Here is an 18,383-nt window from a genome sequence, read left to right as displayed (position 1 = left end):
GCACCTGCAGGCGAAGACCGCCGCGGGACCCAGCGACCGGCGCCTCACCGTCCGACTCCGACGCGGCCGTCCCCGTCGAGGAGGAACTGGACGGCCGAGCGCTCGGCGAGGATCGGCCGGATCCGGGTCGCCACGAGCTCGACGTGCGCCGGGTGGGCGGCGTACGAGGCGTAGGCGGCCGCGTCGTCGAAGTCGGCGACGACGGCGAGGTCCGCGTTGCCCGCGGCGAGCCCGGCGTCGCGCCCGAAGGCGAAGGCCCGCACCTCAGCGATGCGCGCCGGCAGCTCGGCGAGGCCGGCCTCGACGGCCTCGACGGCCTCGGGCGGCGTCCCGGCGAGGAAGCGCATCACGACGACGTGACGCAGCACTGCGGGTCCGCCTCCTCAGGCGCCGGCCCTGGCGACCGGCCGCCGGTGCTCGGCGGCACCGGCCGCCGCGCGCAGCCTCGGCAGGACGTCTCGCCCGAAGCGGCCGATGCGCTCGAGCTGCGCGTCGAGGTCGTCCTCGGGGAACACGATCCGCAGCACGAGGTGGACGTGCTCGAAGGCGGCCAGGCCTTCGAGGTAGGACGCGGCGCCGGCGGCGATCTCGTCCGCAGAGCCCAGGAGGTCGACGTAGCGCTCGATGCCCCCGAGCGCGAGGCGCCCCGGCGCGCCGCCGGCGACGCGCCCGGCGTAGACGTCGGTGCCTCGCTGGGCCTCCTCGTAGGTCGCCTGCTGGCGCTCGAACGCCTCGAGCGCGAGCTCGGGGTGGCCGCCCCGGTCGGTGAGGACCGCCGTCACGTTCAGCGCGAAGGTGAACGGACGCGCCGGGGAGAGCGCCGAGGCGAGGATCGCAGCGTTCTCGGCGACGATGGCGGGCGCGCCGCGTCCGACGAGGTGGCCGTCGGCGAGGCGCGCCGCGCGCTCGAGCGCGCCGCGCGCGTAGCCGCCGAGCCAGATCGGGATGCCGCCCTCCTGGAACGCCGGCGGCGTCACGAGGGCGTCGTCGAGGTGGAAGTGCTCGCCGTGGAAGGAGAAGCGCTCGCCGCGCCAGCAGCGCCGGAGGATGGCGACCGTCTCCTCGAGGCGTCGCGCACGCGCCGTGCGGGGCACCCCGAAGAGCGCGAGCTCCTCGTCGAGGTAGCCGATGCCGAGGCCGAGGACGAGCCGGCCGTGCGACAGGTGGTCGACGACGGCCGCCTCCTCGGCGAGGCGGACCGGCTGGGCGAGCGGCGCGAGGACGACGCCCGCGCCCAGCCTGATCGACGACGTCGCCGCCGCGCACGCGCCGAGCAGCACGAGGGGGGCGGGGAGGTAGCCGTCCGGAAAGCCGTGGTGCTCGCTCACCCAGAAGGCGTCGAAGCCGGCCGCCTCGGCCGCGCCGGCGAGCGCCACCGCGTCCGCGTAGCGCGCGCCGACGCTTTCGGAGAAGCGCTGGCCGGTGTAGAGGCCGACGCCGATGGTCAGCCTGCTCGCACCGGCCGGTCCGCTCAACGGAGCGGGACCTCGGCGCCGTCCTCGCGGAACAGCGAGATGGCGCCAGCCGGGCAGTTGCGGGCGATCCGCAGCGCGACGTCCTCCTCGAGCGCCGGCGCGCCCGGGATCGCCTCCGCGAGCTCGTCGGCGTCGAAGCGGAACTGTGCCGGCGCGTCGCCGACGCAGCGACCCGAGCTCATGCAGAGGCTGCGGTCGACACGCGCCCGCAGCGTCATCGCACCAGCGCCCCCGGGCGCCTCGGCGCGCCCGCCGGCCCGCACCCTCTCGCCTCGGCCATCTGCGCCCCTCCCTGCGAGCCCGCTGAGGCGCCGCCGGGGCCGCTGCGGCCCGGTGGCGCCTCCGTGGACAGCTCCTGCCGGGGACGGTAGTATAGCGGCTTTAGTAGTCAGTTGTCTGACTACGTACGGTCTCATGACGGCGGCGGGCGGCGCGCCGCCGGTCCGCAAGGTGGGGGTCGGATGGCCGAGGTGCTGCTGCAGGGCGGGACGCTCATCGACGGCACGGGAGGCCCGCCCCGCCCGGGGACCTCGGTCCTCATCGCCGGCGACAAGATCGCGGCGGTTGGCGCCGACGCGCCGGCGCGCGCGTCGAAGGACGCCACCGTCCTCGACGTGAGCGGCCTCACCGTCATGCCGGGCCTCATCGACGCACACTGCCACGTCACCCTCGGCGAGCCGGCCTCGAACGACGAGCTCTTCCACCACCGCGAGCCCGCCTTCGCCGCGCTCCTCGCCGCCTTCAACGTGCGCAAGATCCTGCTCGCCGGCGTGACGAGCTTCCTCGACGCGGACGGGATCTACAACATCGGCCCGGCGCTTCGCGACGCGATCGAGGCCGGCATCGTCGAGGGACCGACGATGAAGTCCGGGGGCTACGCCCTCATGACCTCGGTCGGCGGCACGGCAGGCCGGATGATCCCCGACCGGGGGACCGCCGGCTACGCCGAGGTCGTGCGGACGAAGGACGAGATGGTGACGGCGGTCCGGCGCCAGGTGAAGGAGGGCGCCGACGTCATCAAGATCCACGTCACCGGCAGCGTCCCGACGCGGGAGGGCGAGCTGCAGGTGTGGACCCTCGAGGAGCTGAAGGTCGTCTGCGACACCGCCCACGACCTCGGCACACGGGTCGTCGCCCACTGCCGCGGCGCCTCGAGCACGCGCGACGCCGCCCTCGCGGGGGTCGACATCATCTTCCACGCCTCCTACCTCGACGAGGCGGCCCTCGAGGCGGTCGTCGAGCGCCAGGCGGCGCTCTGCCCGGTGTTCACGTTCCTCGCCAACCTCGCCGAGCACGGGGCGAAGGCCGGCGCGACCTCGTCCGCGCGCGACGTGTTCCGAGACGAGATGGAGCGGACGGGGCCGATGATCCGGCGCGCCTACGAGGCGGGCGTGCCGCTGCTGTGCGGCTCCGAGAGCGGCTTCTCGCTCACGCCCTACGGCCACTGGCACTACCGGGAGATGGAGGTCTTCGTCGAGCACCTCGGGCTCAGCCCGCTCGAGGCGATCACGTGCGGGACGCGCAACGGCGCCATCGCCCTCGGCCAGGTCGGCGAGGTCGGCACGATCGAGCCAGGCCGGCGCGCCGACGTCCTCGTGCTCGAGGGGGACCCGTCCCAGGACGTCTCGATCCTCGGCGAGCGGGCCCGCTTCCGGCACCTCTTCCGCTCCGGGCGCAGCGTCGACCTCTCGGCGCCGTGGCCGACGCGGGCGACGGTGCGCGGCGAGAAGGTGGCGAGCTGGTCGGCGGTCCCGCTCACCTGGGACCTTGTCCACCCGTGAGCGGTCGCCGCGCGGGCGGCTCGTGCTCACAGCCCGAGGTGCGCGAGGCGCTCCCGCCAGGGGCCGAGGTCGACGTAGTCGCGCACCTCGATGATGAGGCCGCGTGCCTCGTCGAGCTCGTAGACGCCGTTGCAGGCCACGGCGTACTCGGTGCCGTCGATCACGAAGCGGTCGACGCGCTCGAGGAAGGCCTGGCCGGGACGGTAGGCGGCGTTCACGAGCTCCCAGCGCACCGCTTCGGAACGAGCGAGGATCGGCGCGAAGAGCCGGCGGATGGCGTCGGGGCCGACGGCCGGCTCGTGGGGGACGTTCTGGTAGCGCGCGTCCTCGGAGAAGCACGCCGCCAGGGCGTCGAGGTCGCGGGCCTCCACGGCGTCGAGGAACCGGCGCACGATCCGCTCCGCCTCCATGCTCCGGTCCGCGTCCATGCAGCGCACGATAGGCCGAGATGGGACTCGCCCTCGTAACCGGGGCGGCGCGCGGGATCGGCGCCGCGATCTGCCGCCGCCTCGCCGCCGACGGCTGGCAGGTCGCCGGCCTCGACCGCGACGAGGCGGCGCTCGAGGCGGCGGGCGACGCGACGGCACGCCGCTTCGCCTGCGACGTGACCGACGAGCGCGCCGTCGAGGAGGTCCTCGCCGTCCTCGGCGAGGCGCCACGCCTCGTCGTCAACAACGCCGGCATCGTCCGCTTCGGGCCGCTCCTCGAGCTCGACCTCGAGGCCTTTCGCGCCGTCGTCGAGGTGAACCTCGTCGGGACGTTCGTCGTCGCGCGCGCCGCGGCGCGCGCGATGGCCGCAGCCGGGGGCGGCGCGATCGTGAACATCACCTCGATGAACGGGGTCGCCCCGGGGCCGAACGCCGGCGCCTACGGCGCGACGAAGGCGGGTGTCGCCCTCCTCACCCAGCAGATGGCGCTGGAGTGGGGGCCGCGCGGCATCCGGGTGAACGCGGTCGCTCCCGGCCTCATCGACGCCGGGATGTCCGAGCCGATCTACGCGGACCCCGCCGCACGCGCCGCACGCGAGTCGAAGGTGCCGCTCGGGCGCCTCGGGCGGGCCGAGGACGTCGCCGCCCTCGTGTCCTTCCTCGGCTCCGACGAGGCCGCCTACATCACGGGACAGAACATCCTCGTCGACGGCGGCGTCACGGCGAGCGTCATCGCGCACCTGCCGCGACCGGCCGCCGTCGACACGGTGGGGCTCCGGCCGTGAGGGCGCTCGTCACCGGCGCGGGGCGCGGCATCGGCGCCGCGGTCGCCGCCCGGCTGGAGGCCGACGGCTTCGAGGTGATCCGCCTCGATCGCGTCCCCGCCGAGCAGGTGGTGGTCTGCGACGTCGCCGACGAGCGCGCCGTCGAGGAGGTCGCCGCTTCCTGCGGCGAGGTCGACGTCCTCGTCAACAACGCCGCGACGTGGCGCTTCGGTCCGCTCGAGGAGGTGACCGGCGCCCAGTTCGCGGAGGTGCTCGCCGTGAACGTCCTCGGGGCCTTCCACTGCACGCGGGCCTTCGGCCGGTCGATGCTCGCGCGCGGCCGAGGCTCGATCGTGAACGTCATCTCGATCGCCGCCCCGCTCGCCGATCCCGGCGTCGGGGGGTACTCCGCCTCGAAGGCGGCGCTGCTCGCGCTGACGCGCCAGACGGCGCTCGAGTGGGGGCCGCGCAATGTCCGCTGCAACGCCGTCGGTCCGGGCCTCGTGCCGACCCCGGGGACCAGCTTCTACGCGGACCCGGGCCTCGCCGAGGCGCGCCGCGCGGCCGTGCCGCTGCGGCGGCTCGGCACGCCGGCGGACGTCGCCGAGGCCGTCGCCTTCCTCGCCTCCGAGCGCGCCGCCTACGTCACCGGCCAGGCGCTCTACGTCGACGGGGGGCTCTCCCAGGCCCTCATGGCGCTCCTCGCCGGCGCCGGTGGAGGGCTGCGGTGAGGCGGAACCTCCTCCTGTCGGGCGGCTTCGGCCACGACTTCGCGGCCACCTCCGCCGAGGTCGCGGGGATCCTCGAACAGGTCGGCGTCGTCTCCGAGGTCGTCGAGGACGTCGAGGCCGGCGCGGCAGCGCTCGCCGGGGAGGGTCGCTACGACCTGCTCACCGTGAACGCGCTGCGCTGGCGCATGCTCGACGAGCGCTACGCCGCGGCGCGCGAGCGCCTCGCCTTCTCGCCCTCGCCCGCCGCCCGGGACGCGATCCGCGCCTTCGTCGCCGGCGGCGGGGGTCTGCTCGCGCTGCACAGCGCGACGATCTGCTTCGACGACTGGCCGGAGTGGGGCGACATTCTCGGCGCCGCTTGGCGCTGGGGCCGCTCGAGCCACCCCCCGGTCGCGAGCGCGATCGTGCACGTCGTCACGGGGTCCCACCCCATCGTCGAGGGGCTCTCGGACTTCGAGATCGTCGACGAGATCTACGGCTTCCTCGACGTCCGGCCCGACGTCGTGGCCCTCCTCACCTCGGCGCACGGCGGCGCGCAGCACCCCCTCGTCTGGGCGCGCCGCTACGGCGCGGGCCGCGTCGTCTACGACGCGCTCGGCCACGACACGCGCTCGTACGCGCATCCCGCCCAGCGCGCGATCGTGTCGCGCGCCGCGGCGTGGCTGCTGTCCGAGGAAGCGGCCAGCGTCGGCCACGAGGATCACGGAAGGGAGACAGGCAGGTGACGACGGTGCTCGGGGAGCAGGCCGCGCTCGTCATCACGACGATGGACGCGGCGAAGGACGCCTACCGCCAGAAGGACCTGCGCCAGGCGCTCTACGACGCCGGCGAGGTCGTCATGGCGGGCGTCCTCGTCAACCTGCACGGCGAGGAGCACCGCAGCCGGCGGCGCCTCGAGAACCGCCTCTTCCGGCGCGACACCCTCGCCCACTTCGAGCGGGACCTGTTCCCGGCGGTCATCGACGAGACGCTCGCGCCCCACGTGGCGGCCGGCCGCGCCGAGCTCGTCTCGCTCGGCCACCAGCTCATGATGAACCTCGCCGCGCTGAACGCCGGGGTCGACCGGCAGGAGGGCACCGCGGCGGAGACCCACCGCCTCTACGGCTACATGATGAAGTTCATCGAGGGGGCGACCCTCGCCCACGCGACGGGCGATCGCGCCCGGATCTCGGACGAGATCCGGGCCGCGCTCGACGCCTTCGAGGCGGAGTTCCTCGCCCCGTCCATCGCCCGCCGTGCGGCCGCCCTCGAGCAGGTCGCTCGCGGCGAGCTCGCCGAGGAGGCGCTGCCGCGCGACGTCCTCACGATCCTCCTCCGCCACCGAGACGAGCTCGGACTCACCCCGGACACCTTGGCGCGCGAGATCGCCTTCTTCCTGCTGGCTGGCGCGCACACCTCGGCGACGGCCTTCACGCGCGCGCTGCACCACCTCTTCGAGTGGGCGAAGCGCCACCCGGAGGACGCCGAGGCGGTGCGCTCGGACCGCCTCTTCGTCCAGCGCTGCGTCCACGAGACCGTCCGCCTCCACCCCTCCAGCCCGATCGGCGCCCGGCGCGCCCTCGAGGACGTCGTGCTCCAGGACGGCACGGTGCTCCCCCGCGGCGCGCTCGTCGTCATCGACCTCGTCGCCGTGAACCGGGACCCTGCCGTCTACGGCCCCGACGCCGCCGAGTTCAACCCGCGCCGGCCCCTCGCCGACGGCGTCGCCCCCTACGGCCTCAGCTTCGGCCACGGCATGCACGCCTGCATCGGCCAGGAGCTCGCCGCCGGCTTCGTCTCCGAGGACACGGGCGCCGACCACCTCTACGGACTGGTCACCGAGGCGGTGATGGCGGCCTTCGAGCGCAACGTGCGGCCCGACCCCGCCAACCCCCCGGTCGTCGACTCGCGCACCGCCCGCCCGTACTGGGCGAGCTACCCGGTGCTGCTCGGCGGGTAGGCGGTGAAGGACGCGCCGATCTCGCTCGCAGCGGCGACGGTCGCCTGGGCGACGCCGGCCGAGGCCGTCTCGCTCGCCGCCGCCGCCGGCTACGACGCCGTCGGCGTGCGCTGCGACGAGCGCCTCGCGACGCCACGGGCGCTCGAGGAGACCGCGCGGCGCCTCGAAGCGACCGGGCTGTGGGCCCTCGACCTCGAGGTCGTGCGGATCCGCCCCGGTGACGACGCCGAGGCGACGCGCGCCCTCGTCGCCGTCGGCGAGCGCCTGCGGGCCCGCTACGTGCTCGTCGTGAGCGAGGACCCCGACCCCGGTCGCACCACGGCGCGCTTCTTCGAGACGTGCGAGCTCGCCGCCGAGGCGGGCCTGCGTGCCGCGCTCGAGTTCATGGCCTTCACGACGGTGCGCACGCTCGCCGAGGCGCTCGCCGTCGTCGAGGCGGCCGGCCACCCTGCCGGCGGGGTCGTCGTCGACCCGCTCCACCTGGCGCGCTCGGGTGGCAACCCCGGCGAGCTCGCCGGCGTCGAGCGGCGGCTGCTCGCGTACCTCCAGCTGTGCGACGCGCCCGGCCGGGCGCCGACCGGCGAGGACGCCCTCGCGACCGAGGCGCGCCACCACCGCCTCCTGCCCGGGACCGGCGAGCTGCCGCTTCGCGCCTTCCTCGCGGCCGCGCCCAGGCTGGCGGTGAGCGTCGAGGTGCCGTCGGACGAGCTGCGGGCGCGGCACGGCACGGCCCTCGCGCCGCTCGCGCTCGAGGCGACGCGCTCGCTGCTCGGCGAGGTGCGAGGCCAAGCGCCGACCGGCGGGCGCGCCGAGCGCGGCAGGGCAGAGCTGGAAGGGGCAGAGCAGGAAGGGGTGGTGCGCGCATGAACGCGACGCCGCAGAACGGTGCAGCCGAAGCCGTCGTGCTGTCGTCCTTCGAGGAGGCACGGGAGGCCTTCCGCAGCCGGGAGCTGCGCCAGGCCCTCTACGACGAGGGCCGCGCCCTCATGGAGGGGGTCATCGTCAACCTGCACGGCCAGGCGCACCTCGCCCGGCGACGCCTCGAGAACCGCCTCTTCCGGCGAGACACCTTCGCCTACTACGAGCGCGAGGTGATCCCGGCCGCGGTCGAGGAGGTGCTGAAGCCCGCCCTCGCCGAGGGGCGCGGCGACCTCCTGCCGCTCGCGCGCCGGACGATGATGACCATCTCGCTCGCGATCGCCGGCATCGACCGCCGCAGCGGCTCGATCGCCGAGTTCGACCGGCTCTACGAGCTCATGGTCCGGCTGAACCGCGGCTCCAACGTCGTCCACGCCACGGGCGACAAGGCGGCGATCACGGCCGACGGTCTGCGGGCCCTCGAGGAGTTCGACGCCGAGTTCCTCGCTCCCTCGAAGGCCCGGCGCCTCGGCCTCCTGCGCGAGCTCGAGCGGGGGGCGATCGAGGAGTCCGAGCTGCCGCGCGACGTCCTCACGACGCTCCTTCGCAACCAGGACGAGCTCGAGCTCCCGGAGGACGTCGTGCGCCGCGAGGTCGCCTACTTCCCCTGGGTCGGCTCGTTCTCGACCTCCGACGCCTTCGTGCACGCCATCGACCACGTCTTCGGCTGGATCGCCGACCACCCGGGGGCGCGGGCCGAGCTGCGCACGAACCGGCTCCTGCTCCAGCGCTTCGTCCACGAGTCGATCCGCCTGCACCCCGCCAGCCCGGAGGCCCGGCGCCACGCCCTCGCGCCGGTCGAGCTGCGCAGCGGCCGGCGGATCCCCGAGGGTGCCGTCGTCGTCATCGACATCACGGCCGCCAACCGTGACCCGTCGGTCTTCGGCCCCGACGCCGACGACTTCAACCCCTACCGGCCGCTCGGCGACGACGTCTCCCCGTGGGGGCTGAGCTTCGGGCACGGCCTCCACGCCTGCCTCGGCCAGGAGCTCGCCGGCGGCCTGGCCGGCGGGCCGGAGGTCGACCCGGCCACCCACCTCTACGGCGCGGTCACCGTCATGGCCCAGGTCCTCCTCGAGCACGGCGCGCGCCCGGACGACGCCGAGCGCCCCGAGCGCGACCCGGCCTCGACGCGCCCGCACTTCGGGCGGTTCCCGGTCGTCTTCGACGCCTCGCTCGCCTGAGGTTTGCCGAAGCGATCACGAGACGCGGCTGCGCCGCTGGTCGAGGCCGGGGGCGGCGAGGCCGGTCTGCAGGCGGACGAGGTTCGGGTCGGTGCGCCAGATGGCGTCCACCTCGCCGTGCCCGATCCGGTCGACGAGGACCTGCATCGCGATGTCGTGGCGCACGTACTCCACGGCGACGAGCACGACGGCCGGGTCGTCGGACCAGACCGCCCACATGCTCTCGGGGATCGCGCCGCCGATGAGCACGCTGCGGCAGTCGCTCGCGACGACGAGGAGGCGCACGCCGACGCGCGCGATCACGACCTCGGGGGCGGAGAACTGGTGGACGTAGGTGTGGCCGACGGGCTCGGGCAGCTCCCCGAAGGCGAGGATCGTCGTGTCGACGCCGCGGCGCTCGGCGCGCCGCAGCGACGGCAGGAGGGCGGGTGCCTCCTCGGGCCACAGCGAGACGAAGAGCTGCTCCTGGGCGCCGTCCACGAGGTCGATGGCGCGCTCGAGCGCCCGCTCGCGGCCCTCGATGTGGTGGACGAGGCTCGCCTCCGAGGTGGGCGCGATGGCCGGGAGGCTGCGGCCGAGCTCGGCGAGGTTGCGGTCGAACTCACGCCGCACCCGGGCGAGCAGCGACTCGGCCGAGAGGGCGACGTAGCAGGTCCCGGGGCTGTCGACGAGCTTGACCTCGAAGGCGGCGGAGCGCTCGACCAGCTTGGCGAGCGTCTGGTAGACGGTGGAGCGCGGCACGCCCGAGAACTTCGCCACCTCGTAGCCGTTGAGCGGCCGTCCCGCGGCGAGCAGGGCGAGGTAGGCCTTCGCCTCGTAGCCGGACATGCCGATCTCGCGCAGCTGGTCGACGACGGCGCCCGTCACGGGCCGCATCGTAGTGCGCCGATGGCCTCGGCACGGGCTCCGTCGGGCCTCCGAGCGGCGTTAGTCAATTGACGACTATTGCGGGCAGTCGGTAGGCTGCAGGTCCGACGAGCCCGGACAGCGACCGGCGTACGGCCCGACCGAGACACAGCACCCCCGGGCTGCTGAACCGGAGTCGGCGCGCCAGCCGCGCGGCGCGCGCCGGCGTGAGCTGCGACGCACGGGGCGCGACGTCGCAAGGATCATGACGACTAGCGGGACATGACGACGAGCGTCGTGGGAACGGCCGAGGCGTTCGACCTCGAGGCGAAGTACCGGGCGATCGAGGGCCCCGTGCTGCTCACCGGGACCCAGGCGCTCGTCCGCCTCCTCCTCGACCAGGTACGAGCCGACCGACGCCGCGGGCTGCGCACGGCGGCGTTCGTGAGCGGCTACCCCGGCTCGCCCCTCGGGGGGTTCGACCTCGCGCTCGGGCGCGCCGGTCCCCTGCTCGCCGAGCACGACGTCACGTTCGTCCCGGGCCTCAACGAGGACCTCGCCGCGACCGCGGTCTGGGGGAGCCAGCAGGACCACCTCGCGCCGCTCGCCCGGCACGACGGCGTGATCGGCCTGTGGTACGGCAAGTCGCCAGGGGTGGACCGCTGCGGCGACGTGCTGCGCCAGGCCAACCTCCACGGCGTCGGCCGCAACGGCGGGGTCGTCGTCGCCGCCGGCGACGACCCGACCTCGAAGTCCTCGACCCTGCCGAGCCAGAGCGAGCTCGCCTTCTACGACGCGATGATCCCCGTGCTCGTCCCCGGCGACGTCCAGGAGGTCCTCGACCTCGGGCGCCACGCCTTCGAGCTCTCGCGCTACAGCGGCTGCTGGGCGGCGCTCAAGATCGTCACCGCGGTCGCCGACGGCTTCGGCACGGCGCTCGTCGGCCCGGACCGCCCGAGGGTCGTGCACCCGGAGCTGCGCATCGACGGCGAGGTGTACCGCCACGTCCAGGCGCGCCGCTTCTTCGTCCCCGAGACCCTCGAGCTCGAGCGCGACCTCTACTACCGACGCCACGAGGCGGTGAAGGCCTACGCCGCGGCGAACGGCCTGAACGAGCTCGCCACCGACCCCGAGGGGGCGTGGCTCGGCATCGTCGCCTCCGGCCGCACCTACCACGAGCTCGTCGAGGCGCTCGGCCGACTCGGCCTGGACCGCGCCGGCCTCGAGCGCGCCGGCGTCCGGCTGCTTCGCGTCGGGATGATCTTCCCGCTCGAGGACACGATCGTCCGACGCTTCGCCCGCGGGCTCGAGGAGGTGCTCGTCGTCGAGGAGAAGCGCGGGCTGCTCGAGCCGGCGCTGCGCGAGATCCTCTACGGCCCCTCGGCGCCACGCCTCGTCGGCAAGCGCGACGAGCACGGCGCCCGCCTCGTCCCGGCCGACGGCGAGCTCACCGCCGAGCGGCTCGAGCCGCTCCTGCGCTCGAGGCTCACCGGACGCGTCGAGCTCCGCCCGCCCGCCGTGCGAGCCCGGGCGGCGAGCCGCCGCACGCTCCCGGTCCGCCGGGCCCACTTCTGCAGCGGCTGCCCGCACAACCGCTCGACGCTGTCCGCGTCCGGCTCCCCCGTCGGCGCCGGGATCGGCTGCCACGCGATGGTGCTGTGGATGGACCGGGGGGTGACCACCTACACGCACATGGGCGGGGAGGGTGCCCAGTGGATCGGACGGGCTCCCTTCACCGACGTCGGCCACCTCGTCCAGAACGTCGGGGACGGGACCTTCTTCCACTCCGGGAGCCTGGCGCTTCGCGCCGCCGTCGCTGCCGGGGTGCGCATCACCTTCAAGCTCCTCTACAACGGCGTCATCGCGATGACCGGCGGCCAGGACCCGCCCGGCCAGATGAGCGTGCCCCAGCTGTGCCGCCTCCTGCAGGCCGAGGGCGTGTCGCGCATCGCCGTCGTGAGCGACGAGCCCTCCCGCTACCGGCGACGCTCGCGACGCCTGCCGAAGGGCGTCGAGCTCGCCGGGCGCGAGCGCCTCGCCGAGGTGGAGGCCAGCCTGGCGCGCGCGCCGGGCGTGAGCGTCCTCGTCTACGACCAGGCGTGCGCCGCCGAGCTGCGGCGGCTGCGCCGGCGCGGCCGCGCCCCGGAGCGGCCGCGCCGGGTCGTCATCAACGAGGCGGTGTGCGAGGGCTGCGGCGACTGCGGCGCGAAGAGCGGCTGCCTCTCGGTGCACCCGGTGGAGACGGAGCTCGGCCGCAAGACGCGGATCCACCAGCCGTCGTGCAACACCGACTACAGCTGCCTCGAGGGCGACTGCCCGTCCTTCGTCACCCTGCGTGCTCCCCGCCGGCAGTCGAGCCCGCCGGCGCCGCGGCCCGTCGACGTCTCCGGGCTCGCGGCGCCGACGCTCCCCGAGGTCGGCGAGGACGGCTACGACGTCTTCCTCGCTGGCGTCGGCGGGACGGGCGTCGTCACCGTCAACCAGGTCCTCGCGACCGCCGCCCACCTGGCCGGGCTCCAGGTGCGCGGCCTCGACCAGACCGGCCTCGCGCAGAAGGGAGGGCCCGTCGTCTCCCACCTGCGGCTGCGTCGCAGCGACGCCCCGGGGTCGAGCGCGGTCGGCCCCGGGCGGGCCGACTGCTACCTCGCGCTCGACCTCGTCGTCGCCGTCGACGCGGCCAACCTGGCGCGGGCCGACCCCGGGCGCACGCTCGTCGTCGCGTCGACGAGCGTGGCGCCAACCGCCGACATGGTGACCGGCGCCACCGCCGACCTCCCCTCGACGCGCCACCTCCTCGACGCGCTCGCACCGCTCGCCCGCCAGCTCGTCGCGCTCGACGCGGAGGCGCTCGCCCTCGAGCGCACCGGCGACCACCTCACCGCCAACATGGCGGTCCTCGGCGCGGCCTTCCAGGCGGGCGGCCTTCCCGTGCCGGCCGAGCTCCTCGAGCGGGCGATCGAGCTGAACGGGGTCGCGGTGGCGGCGAACCTCGCGGCCTTCCGGGCCGGACGGCGCGCTGCGGCCGGCCTCGAGCCCGCCGCGCCGCAGGCCCCGGCCGCCCCCGAGGGACGCCGGGCGCGCCGGGCGCGCGAGCTCGTCGCAGCACGCGCCCTCGCCGGCGAGGTCGTGCCCTTCGTCGAGCGCCGCGTCGCCGACCTCCTCGAGCGCTCGGGCGAGCGGCTCGCTCGCCGCTACCTCGACCTCCTCGAACGGGTGCAGCGGCGGGAGGCCGACGTGGACCCGACCGCCCGGCGCCTCACCGCGACCGTGGCCCGCGAAGCGTACCGTCTCCTCGCCTACAAGGACGAGTACGAGGTCGCCCGCCTCTACCTGCAGGGCTCCTTCGCCGCCAGCCTCGACGGCGCGCGCTCGGTGCGCTACCTGCTCCACCCCCCGCTGCTTCGCAGCCTCGGCCTGCGCCGCAAGGTCGCCCTCCCGGCGTTCGTCGCCCGGCCCGCCTTCCGGGTCCTGCACGCCCTGCGCCACCTGCGCGGGACGCCGTTCGACCCCTTCGGCCACACGGTCGTGCGCCGCGCGGAGCGCGCCCTCGTCGGCGAGTACGAGGAACTGGTCGACCTGGCGCTCGCTCGCCTCGACGCGAGCACGTACTCGGCCTGCGTGCGCCTCGTCGCGGCGCCGAGCATCGTGCGCGGGTACGAGGGCGTGAAGCTCGCGAGCCTCGAGCGCTACCGCGCGGAGGTGGCCGCCGCCCGCGCCGCCCTCGAGCGGGCCGGCGCGCGCCCGGCCTGAGGCGCCGGACCGCCCCGCGGCGCTGCAGGCCCCCGGCGGCTCGGACCCGGGCGCGAGCCGAGCGGCGCGCTCGCCCGACGAGCGACCGGCAGGCGACCGAGCGACCGCCCCGGCCGCTGCCTCGGCCATCGCCTCGCGAGGTTGGCGCGCCGGCTCGCACCACGACCGACCCCGGGGCGACCTGGCGCGTCCGCTCGGAGGGGAGGGCGCGAGACGGCGACCGGTCCCCTGCCTCGAGCACGGCCCGCGTCGAGGACGTGACGGCGGGACCTCGCAGAGCGGGCCGGCCGGAACGGCTCAGGCGTTCGTCGTGCCGAGGGAGAGCCCGCCGTCCACGACGAGGACCGAGCCAGTGGTCCACTCGGCGCGGGCCAGGTACTCGACGGCCTCGGCGACCTCCTCGGGCGTCCCCGGCCGCCCGAGCACGTGCGCCGGGCCGAGCGCCTCGAGGCGCGCCCGGGCCTGCTCGTCGTCGAAGAGCCCGGCCCGCTGGTTCAGCTCGCTGAACACCCCGCCGGGGCGCACGCAGCTGACGCGCACGCCCCGGGGACCGAGCTCCGCGGCGAGCACGCCCGTGAGCGCCTCGAGCGCGCCCTTCGTCGCCGCGTACGGGGAGGCGCCGGGGAAGGCCCTCGCCACGTGCACCGAGCCGAAGAAGACGACGCAGCCGCGTGCCCTCTCGAGGTGGGGCAGCGCGAGGCCGGTGAGCAGCATCGCCCCGACGACGTTCGAGTGGAACAGGGCGAGGAGCCGCTCCTCGTCAAGGGTCTCGAGCGGCCCGCGGTACATGTTCGCCGCCGCGTTCACGAGGACGTCGATGCCGCCCCCGTGCGCCAGCGCGGCGTCGACGACCCGACGGCGCGCCGCGGCGTCGGTGACGTCGCCGGGCAGCGCGCAGCAGGCGTCGCCGAGCTCGGCCGCCACCTCGCGCAGCTTCTCCTCGCGTCGGCCGCAGATCGTGACCCGTGCCCCACGCGCGACGAAGTGGCGCGCGATCCCGGCCCCGATCCCCGACCCGCCGCCGGTGACGACCACCGACATCCCCGTGACCGGCCTCATCGCTCCCCTCTCTCGCCCGGTCGGGCTGCCATCCTCGCCGCCTCGCGACCGAGTCCGCCAGCGGACCGAGCGCTCACCACGCCGTGTAGCCGCCGTCGACGGCGAGGGCCGCGCCGGTCACGTAGGCCGCCTGCTCGGAGAGCAGGTAGGCGATCGCGCCGGCGACCTCGGACGGCTCGCCGGGCCGGCGCAGCGGGACGCGCCCCTCGAACCACGCCCGCTGCTCGGGGTCCGAGAGGCGGTCCGCCGTCATCGGCGTACGGATGAGCCCGGGCACGACGCAGTTCACCCGGATCCCCAAGGGCGCGAGCTCGAGCGCTGCCGCACGCGTCATCGCGGCCACCGCGCCCTTCGCGGCGACGTAGTGAACCTGTCCGCTCACGGCGTGCGTGGCGACCGTCGACGCGACGTTCACGACCGCACCTGGCCGGCCGTCGCGCTTAAGCCGGCGGGCGAGCCCGCGCGTGCCGAGGAACGCCCCGCGCGCGTGCACGGCGAGCAGGGCATCGAACTCCTCGACCGACAGGTCGAGCAGCGCCCGGCGCGTGCGGACCCCGGCGCAGTTCACGAGGGCGTCGAGCGGCCAGTGGGCGTCGAGGACGGCCTCCCAGCTCGCCTCGTCGGTCACGTCGAGCGCCACGACCGAGTCGCCAGCGACGAGGTCGGCGGCGATGACGTCGTCGCCGGCGCCGGCGAGGAGCGACACCGTTGCCGCCCCGATCCCGGACGCCCCACCAGTCACGAGCACGCGAGACACTGCGCCTCCCTCCCCGCCGCCCGCCGGCGGCGACCTGCGATCGAGCTCACGACCGGGCGCCCGGCTCGCGCAGCCGGAAGAGGCGCCGCGCGTTGCCGGCGAGGATGGCAGCCTTCTCCTCCTCGCCGATCGCCAGCGCCTCCACCATCGCCACCGAGCGCTCCTCTTGGTCCCAGCCGGCGAAGTTGCAGCCGTGCAGGACCCGGCCCGCCCCCTGCGTCGCGACGAGGAAGGCGAGCGCGTCGGCGCGGTGCACCGCCGTGTCGAAGCTGAGCTGGGACCACTGCTCCTCGAAGCTCCGCCGGAGCAGCCCTCGGCCCCACGGCCGCTTCTCGAGGGCCGTCTCGAGGCGCCCCACCTGGTAGGGGGCGAAGCCGCCTCCGTGGGGGACGTGGACGGCGAGGCGGGGGTGGCGGTCGAGCACGCCGCCGAGCACGAGGTGGGCGACCGCGAGCCCCTCGTCGACGAGGAAGCCGTAGACGACGTCGAGCTCCCAGCGGGCGTAGTCCGCGTCCCCCGGTCGCTCGACGTTGCGCGGCGCCGGGTGCACGACGACGGGGACGCCGAGCCGCTCGTGCTCGGCCCAGACCTCCTCGAAGCGAGGGTCCGAGAGCGGGACGCCACCGACGTCGCTGCCGATGTAGGAGCCGACGAGGCCGAGCTCGGTCACGGCGCGCTCGAGCTCGGCGGCGGCGGCGGCCGGGTCCTGGAGCGGGAGGCAGGCGAAGCCCGAGAGGCGGTCGTTCGCCGCGGCGACCTCGGCGACGAGGTCGTTGTGGCGGCGGTTGAAGTCGACCGCCAGGCGGGCCGGCTGCCGGTAGAAGTAGGTGATCGGGTTCGGGGAGACGACCTGGTGGTCGATGCCGAGGCGCGCCATGTGCTCGAGGCGGACCTCGACGTCCGCGAAGGGGCTGCCGACGAAGCGCACCCCCTCGAGCACGTACTGCCCGGCACGGAAGTAGTGCGTCCCGCCCGGGCGCACGCCCATCTCCGGGCCGGCCTCGCCGCACAGCCCCATCACCCCCTCGAGGAGGATGTGCGAGTGGACGTCGACGACCTCCCGTCGCGCGGGCCCGGGTGCGGGCGGCGGGCCGGCGCTCGCCACGGACCCCTCCTCGCGCCGGCGCGCGCACGCTCGTGCGTCGCTCGCGTCGTCTGGGTGCACGGCCGAGCCCCCGGCTAGCCCGCCCCGTCCGGCGAGGACTGCCAGCTCGGCGCGCGCCGTGCGACGAACGCGGCGATCCCCTCGGCGGCGTCCCCCGAGGCCACCACCGAGCGCCACGCCCCGTCCTCGATCTCGAGGCCGACCTCGAGGGCCGCGCCGGCGCCGAGGCGCAGCGCGCGCTTGGCCGCCCGCAGCGCGTTCGGCGAGTTCGCGGCGATCTCCTCGGCGAGCGCGAGGGCGACTGCACGGGCCTCGCCGGCCGGGGCGCGCCGGTCGACGAGACCGAGGCGCCACGCCTCGTCGATGCCGACGCGCCGACCCGTGAAGACGAGCTCCGCGGCGACGCCGATCCCGACGCGCCGGGCGAGCAGCTGCGTGCCGCCCCCCGCCGGGACGAGACCGACGCGCACCTCCGGCAGGCCGAAGCTCGCCGAGTCGTCGGCCACGACGAGGTCGCAGGAGAGGGCGAGCTCGAACCCGCCGCCGAGCGCGTGGCCGGCGACCGCGGCGATGGTCGGGACCGCGATCGCGCGCACCGCCTCGAACGCCGCTCGCATGGTCGGGCGCTGCGCGACGAGCTCCCCGGCGCGCATCCCGGCGCGCTCTTTCAGGTCGGCGCCGACGCAGAAGGCGCGGTCGCACGCGGAGGAGACGACGACCGCGCGCACGCGGGGGTCGGCGTCGAGCCGGCCGCAGGCCCGGGCGAGGTCGCGAGCGACCTGCGTCGAGATGGCGTTCAGCGCGTCGGGGCGATCGAGGACCACCTCGGCCACGAACCCGACGCGCCGGAGCCGGACGCTCGGCCGCCCCCGCCCCGACGCCGCCACCGCTACGACCCCCCCGCGCAGGCGCGCCGGACCGACGGGCGAGCGGCCGCGGCGAGGGTGTCCGGCGAGAGCGCGGCGAGCGCCATCTCGACGAGCAGGGCGCGCATCGCCTCGCGCTCGAGGCGGGCGCTGAAGGGCGTCGAGTTGATCAGGCCGAGCACGGCGTGCGCGGCGGCGAGCGCCCAGCGCCGGTCGGCCGTCCGAGCGCAGCGCGCGATGGCGTCGACCCACACCTCGACGTAGGCGCGCTGCAGCCGCCGGACGCGCTCTCGGTCGCGAGGTCGCAGCGACGAGAAGTCGCGGGCCTGGACGCTGATGAGCTCGGGGTGCTCGAGGGCGAAGTCGACGTGCCAGGCGACGAGCGCGGCGACGGCGGCCTCGGCGCTCGTCACCAGGTCGACGCGCTGGCGCGCGCCCGAGAGCAGCTCCTCGCTCACACCGACGAGCATCTCGCCGAGGACGTCCTGCTTGCTCGCGAAGTGACGGTAGACGGCGGGACCGGTGACGCCGACGGCGGCGCCGATGTCGCGAAGCGTCACGGCCCGAAAGCCCCGCTCGGCGAAGGCGGCCGCCGCCGCCTCGAGGATCTGGTCGCGCCGTGTCGGGCGCGGCGCGCGCCGCCCTCGGCGCGCCCTCGGCGCGCCCGGGACGGCTGGGCGCGCGCCCGCTGCGGCAGTCCGGCGTTCGACCATCGCTGTTACCGGCTGTTAACGTTACTCGCGAGTAACGGGCGCCGGGTCGATCGAGCGAGGTGGCGGG

At 75.5% G+C, this 18,383-nt stretch carries 18 protein-coding genes; 8 read left to right on the top strand and 10 right to left on the bottom strand.

Annotated features, from left to right (window positions below; translation table 11 throughout):
• Positions 1-44: 44 nt before the first annotated feature.
• From VKV23_09415 to VKV23_09405, 3 genes are read right to left on the bottom strand one after another with little or no spacing between them, the layout of a single operon-like run.
• Positions 45-368 (bottom strand): Dabb family protein, encoded by a 324-nt coding sequence (locus VKV23_09415; protein HLI16253.1) that lies wholly within the window; start codon positions 366-368, stop codon positions 45-47.
• A gap of 15 nt (positions 369-383) precedes the next feature.
• Positions 384-1,475: an LLM class flavin-dependent oxidoreductase gene (locus VKV23_09410; GenBank protein ID HLI16252.1), complete on the bottom strand. Its 1,092-nt coding sequence runs from the start codon at positions 1,473-1,475 to the stop codon at positions 384-386.
• Positions 1,472-1,738: a ferredoxin gene (locus VKV23_09405; protein ID HLI16251.1), complete on the bottom strand. Its 267-nt coding sequence runs from the start codon at positions 1,736-1,738 to the stop codon at positions 1,472-1,474. The genes VKV23_09410 and VKV23_09405 overlap by 4 nt, the downstream gene beginning before the upstream one ends.
• A gap of 198 nt (positions 1,739-1,936) precedes the next feature.
• Here VKV23_09405 and VKV23_09400 point away from each other — a divergent pair, with 198 nt between their 5' ends.
• A complete protein-coding gene (locus tag VKV23_09400) occupies positions 1,937-3,256 on the top strand; it encodes an amidohydrolase family protein (protein ID HLI16250.1) in 1,320 nt (439 codons plus the stop codon).
• A 26-nt stretch (positions 3,257-3,282) separates the two neighbouring features.
• On the opposite strand, the gene VKV23_09395 is transcribed toward VKV23_09400, so the two are convergent.
• Positions 3,283-3,684, bottom strand: coding sequence for a nuclear transport factor 2 family protein (locus VKV23_09395; GenBank protein ID HLI16249.1), 402 nt, complete (start codon positions 3,682-3,684; stop codon positions 3,283-3,285).
• 20 nt (positions 3,685-3,704) lie between these two features.
• On the opposite strand from VKV23_09395, the gene VKV23_09390 reads away from it, so the two are divergent.
• Genes VKV23_09390 through VKV23_09365 form a run of 6 tightly spaced genes read left to right on the top strand, consistent with a single transcriptional unit; the run spans position 3,705 to position 9,220 of the window.
• On the top strand, positions 3,705-4,469 hold the full coding sequence (locus tag VKV23_09390) for an SDR family NAD(P)-dependent oxidoreductase (GenBank protein ID HLI16248.1): 765 nt from the start codon (positions 3,705-3,707) through the stop codon (positions 4,467-4,469).
• A complete protein-coding gene (locus VKV23_09385; GenBank protein ID HLI16247.1) occupies positions 4,466-5,179 on the top strand; it encodes an SDR family NAD(P)-dependent oxidoreductase in 714 nt (237 codons plus the stop codon). Before VKV23_09390 ends, VKV23_09385 begins: the two co-directional genes overlap by 4 nt.
• Positions 5,176-5,904, top strand: a complete 729-nt coding sequence (locus VKV23_09380; protein HLI16246.1) for a ThuA domain-containing protein — start codon at positions 5,176-5,178, stop codon at positions 5,902-5,904. The genes VKV23_09385 and VKV23_09380 overlap by 4 nt, the downstream gene beginning before the upstream one ends.
• Complete coding sequence (locus tag VKV23_09375; protein ID HLI16245.1) at positions 5,901-7,118, top strand: cytochrome P450; 1,218 nt, start codon at positions 5,901-5,903, stop codon at positions 7,116-7,118. The genes VKV23_09380 and VKV23_09375 overlap by 4 nt, the downstream gene beginning before the upstream one ends.
• 3 nt (positions 7,119-7,121) lie before the next feature.
• Entirely contained in the window at positions 7,122-7,985 is an 864-nt protein-coding gene (locus VKV23_09370; protein ID HLI16244.1) for a TIM barrel protein, read from the top strand.
• Positions 7,982-9,220, top strand: coding sequence for a cytochrome P450 (locus VKV23_09365; GenBank protein ID HLI16243.1), 1,239 nt, complete (start codon positions 7,982-7,984; stop codon positions 9,218-9,220). Before VKV23_09370 ends, VKV23_09365 begins: the two co-directional genes overlap by 4 nt.
• A gap of 15 nt (positions 9,221-9,235) precedes the next feature.
• On the opposite strand, the gene VKV23_09360 is transcribed toward VKV23_09365, so the two are convergent.
• A complete protein-coding gene (locus VKV23_09360) occupies positions 9,236-10,087 on the bottom strand; it encodes a helix-turn-helix domain-containing protein (GenBank protein HLI16242.1) in 852 nt (283 codons plus the stop codon).
• A gap of 261 nt (positions 10,088-10,348) precedes the next feature.
• On the opposite strand from VKV23_09360, the gene VKV23_09355 reads away from it, so the two are divergent.
• Positions 10,349-13,816 carry an indolepyruvate ferredoxin oxidoreductase family protein gene (locus tag VKV23_09355; GenBank protein ID HLI16241.1) on the top strand — a complete coding sequence of 1,156 codons (3,468 nt, stop codon included), beginning with the start codon at positions 10,349-10,351 and terminating at the stop codon, positions 13,814-13,816.
• Between the two features lie 297 nt (positions 13,817-14,113).
• On the opposite strand, the gene VKV23_09350 is transcribed toward VKV23_09355, so the two are convergent.
• The 5 genes from VKV23_09350 to VKV23_09330 form a co-directional block, all read right to left on the bottom strand.
• Positions 14,114-14,875, bottom strand: coding sequence for an SDR family oxidoreductase (locus VKV23_09350; protein HLI16240.1), 762 nt, complete (start codon positions 14,873-14,875; stop codon positions 14,114-14,116).
• A gap of 73 nt (positions 14,876-14,948) precedes the next feature.
• The gene (locus VKV23_09345; GenBank protein HLI16239.1) at positions 14,949-15,623 is read right to left on the bottom strand and encodes an SDR family NAD(P)-dependent oxidoreductase; all 675 of its coding nucleotides are present in this window, start codon (positions 15,621-15,623) and stop codon (positions 14,949-14,951) included.
• A gap of 55 nt (positions 15,624-15,678) precedes the next feature.
• The gene (locus tag VKV23_09340; GenBank protein ID HLI16238.1) at positions 15,679-16,737 is read right to left on the bottom strand and encodes an amidohydrolase family protein; all 1,059 of its coding nucleotides are present in this window, start codon (positions 16,735-16,737) and stop codon (positions 15,679-15,681) included.
• A gap of 74 nt (positions 16,738-16,811) precedes the next feature.
• Positions 16,812-17,570: an enoyl-CoA hydratase-related protein gene (locus VKV23_09335; protein ID HLI16237.1), complete on the bottom strand. Its 759-nt coding sequence runs from the start codon at positions 17,568-17,570 to the stop codon at positions 16,812-16,814.
• Positions 17,571-17,626: 56 nt separating this feature from the next.
• Complete coding sequence (locus VKV23_09330) at positions 17,627-18,316, bottom strand: helix-turn-helix domain-containing protein (protein HLI16236.1); 690 nt, start codon at positions 18,314-18,316, stop codon at positions 17,627-17,629.
• Positions 18,317-18,383 lie beyond the last annotated feature (67 nt).

It is taken from the genome of Acidimicrobiales bacterium (assembly GCA_035294085.1).
Taxonomy (GTDB): domain Bacteria; phylum Actinomycetota; class Acidimicrobiia; order Acidimicrobiales; family Bog-793; genus DATGLP01.
The sequence above is the reverse complement of the archived record's forward strand: the minus strand, read 5'-3'. Positions and strand labels throughout refer to the sequence as shown.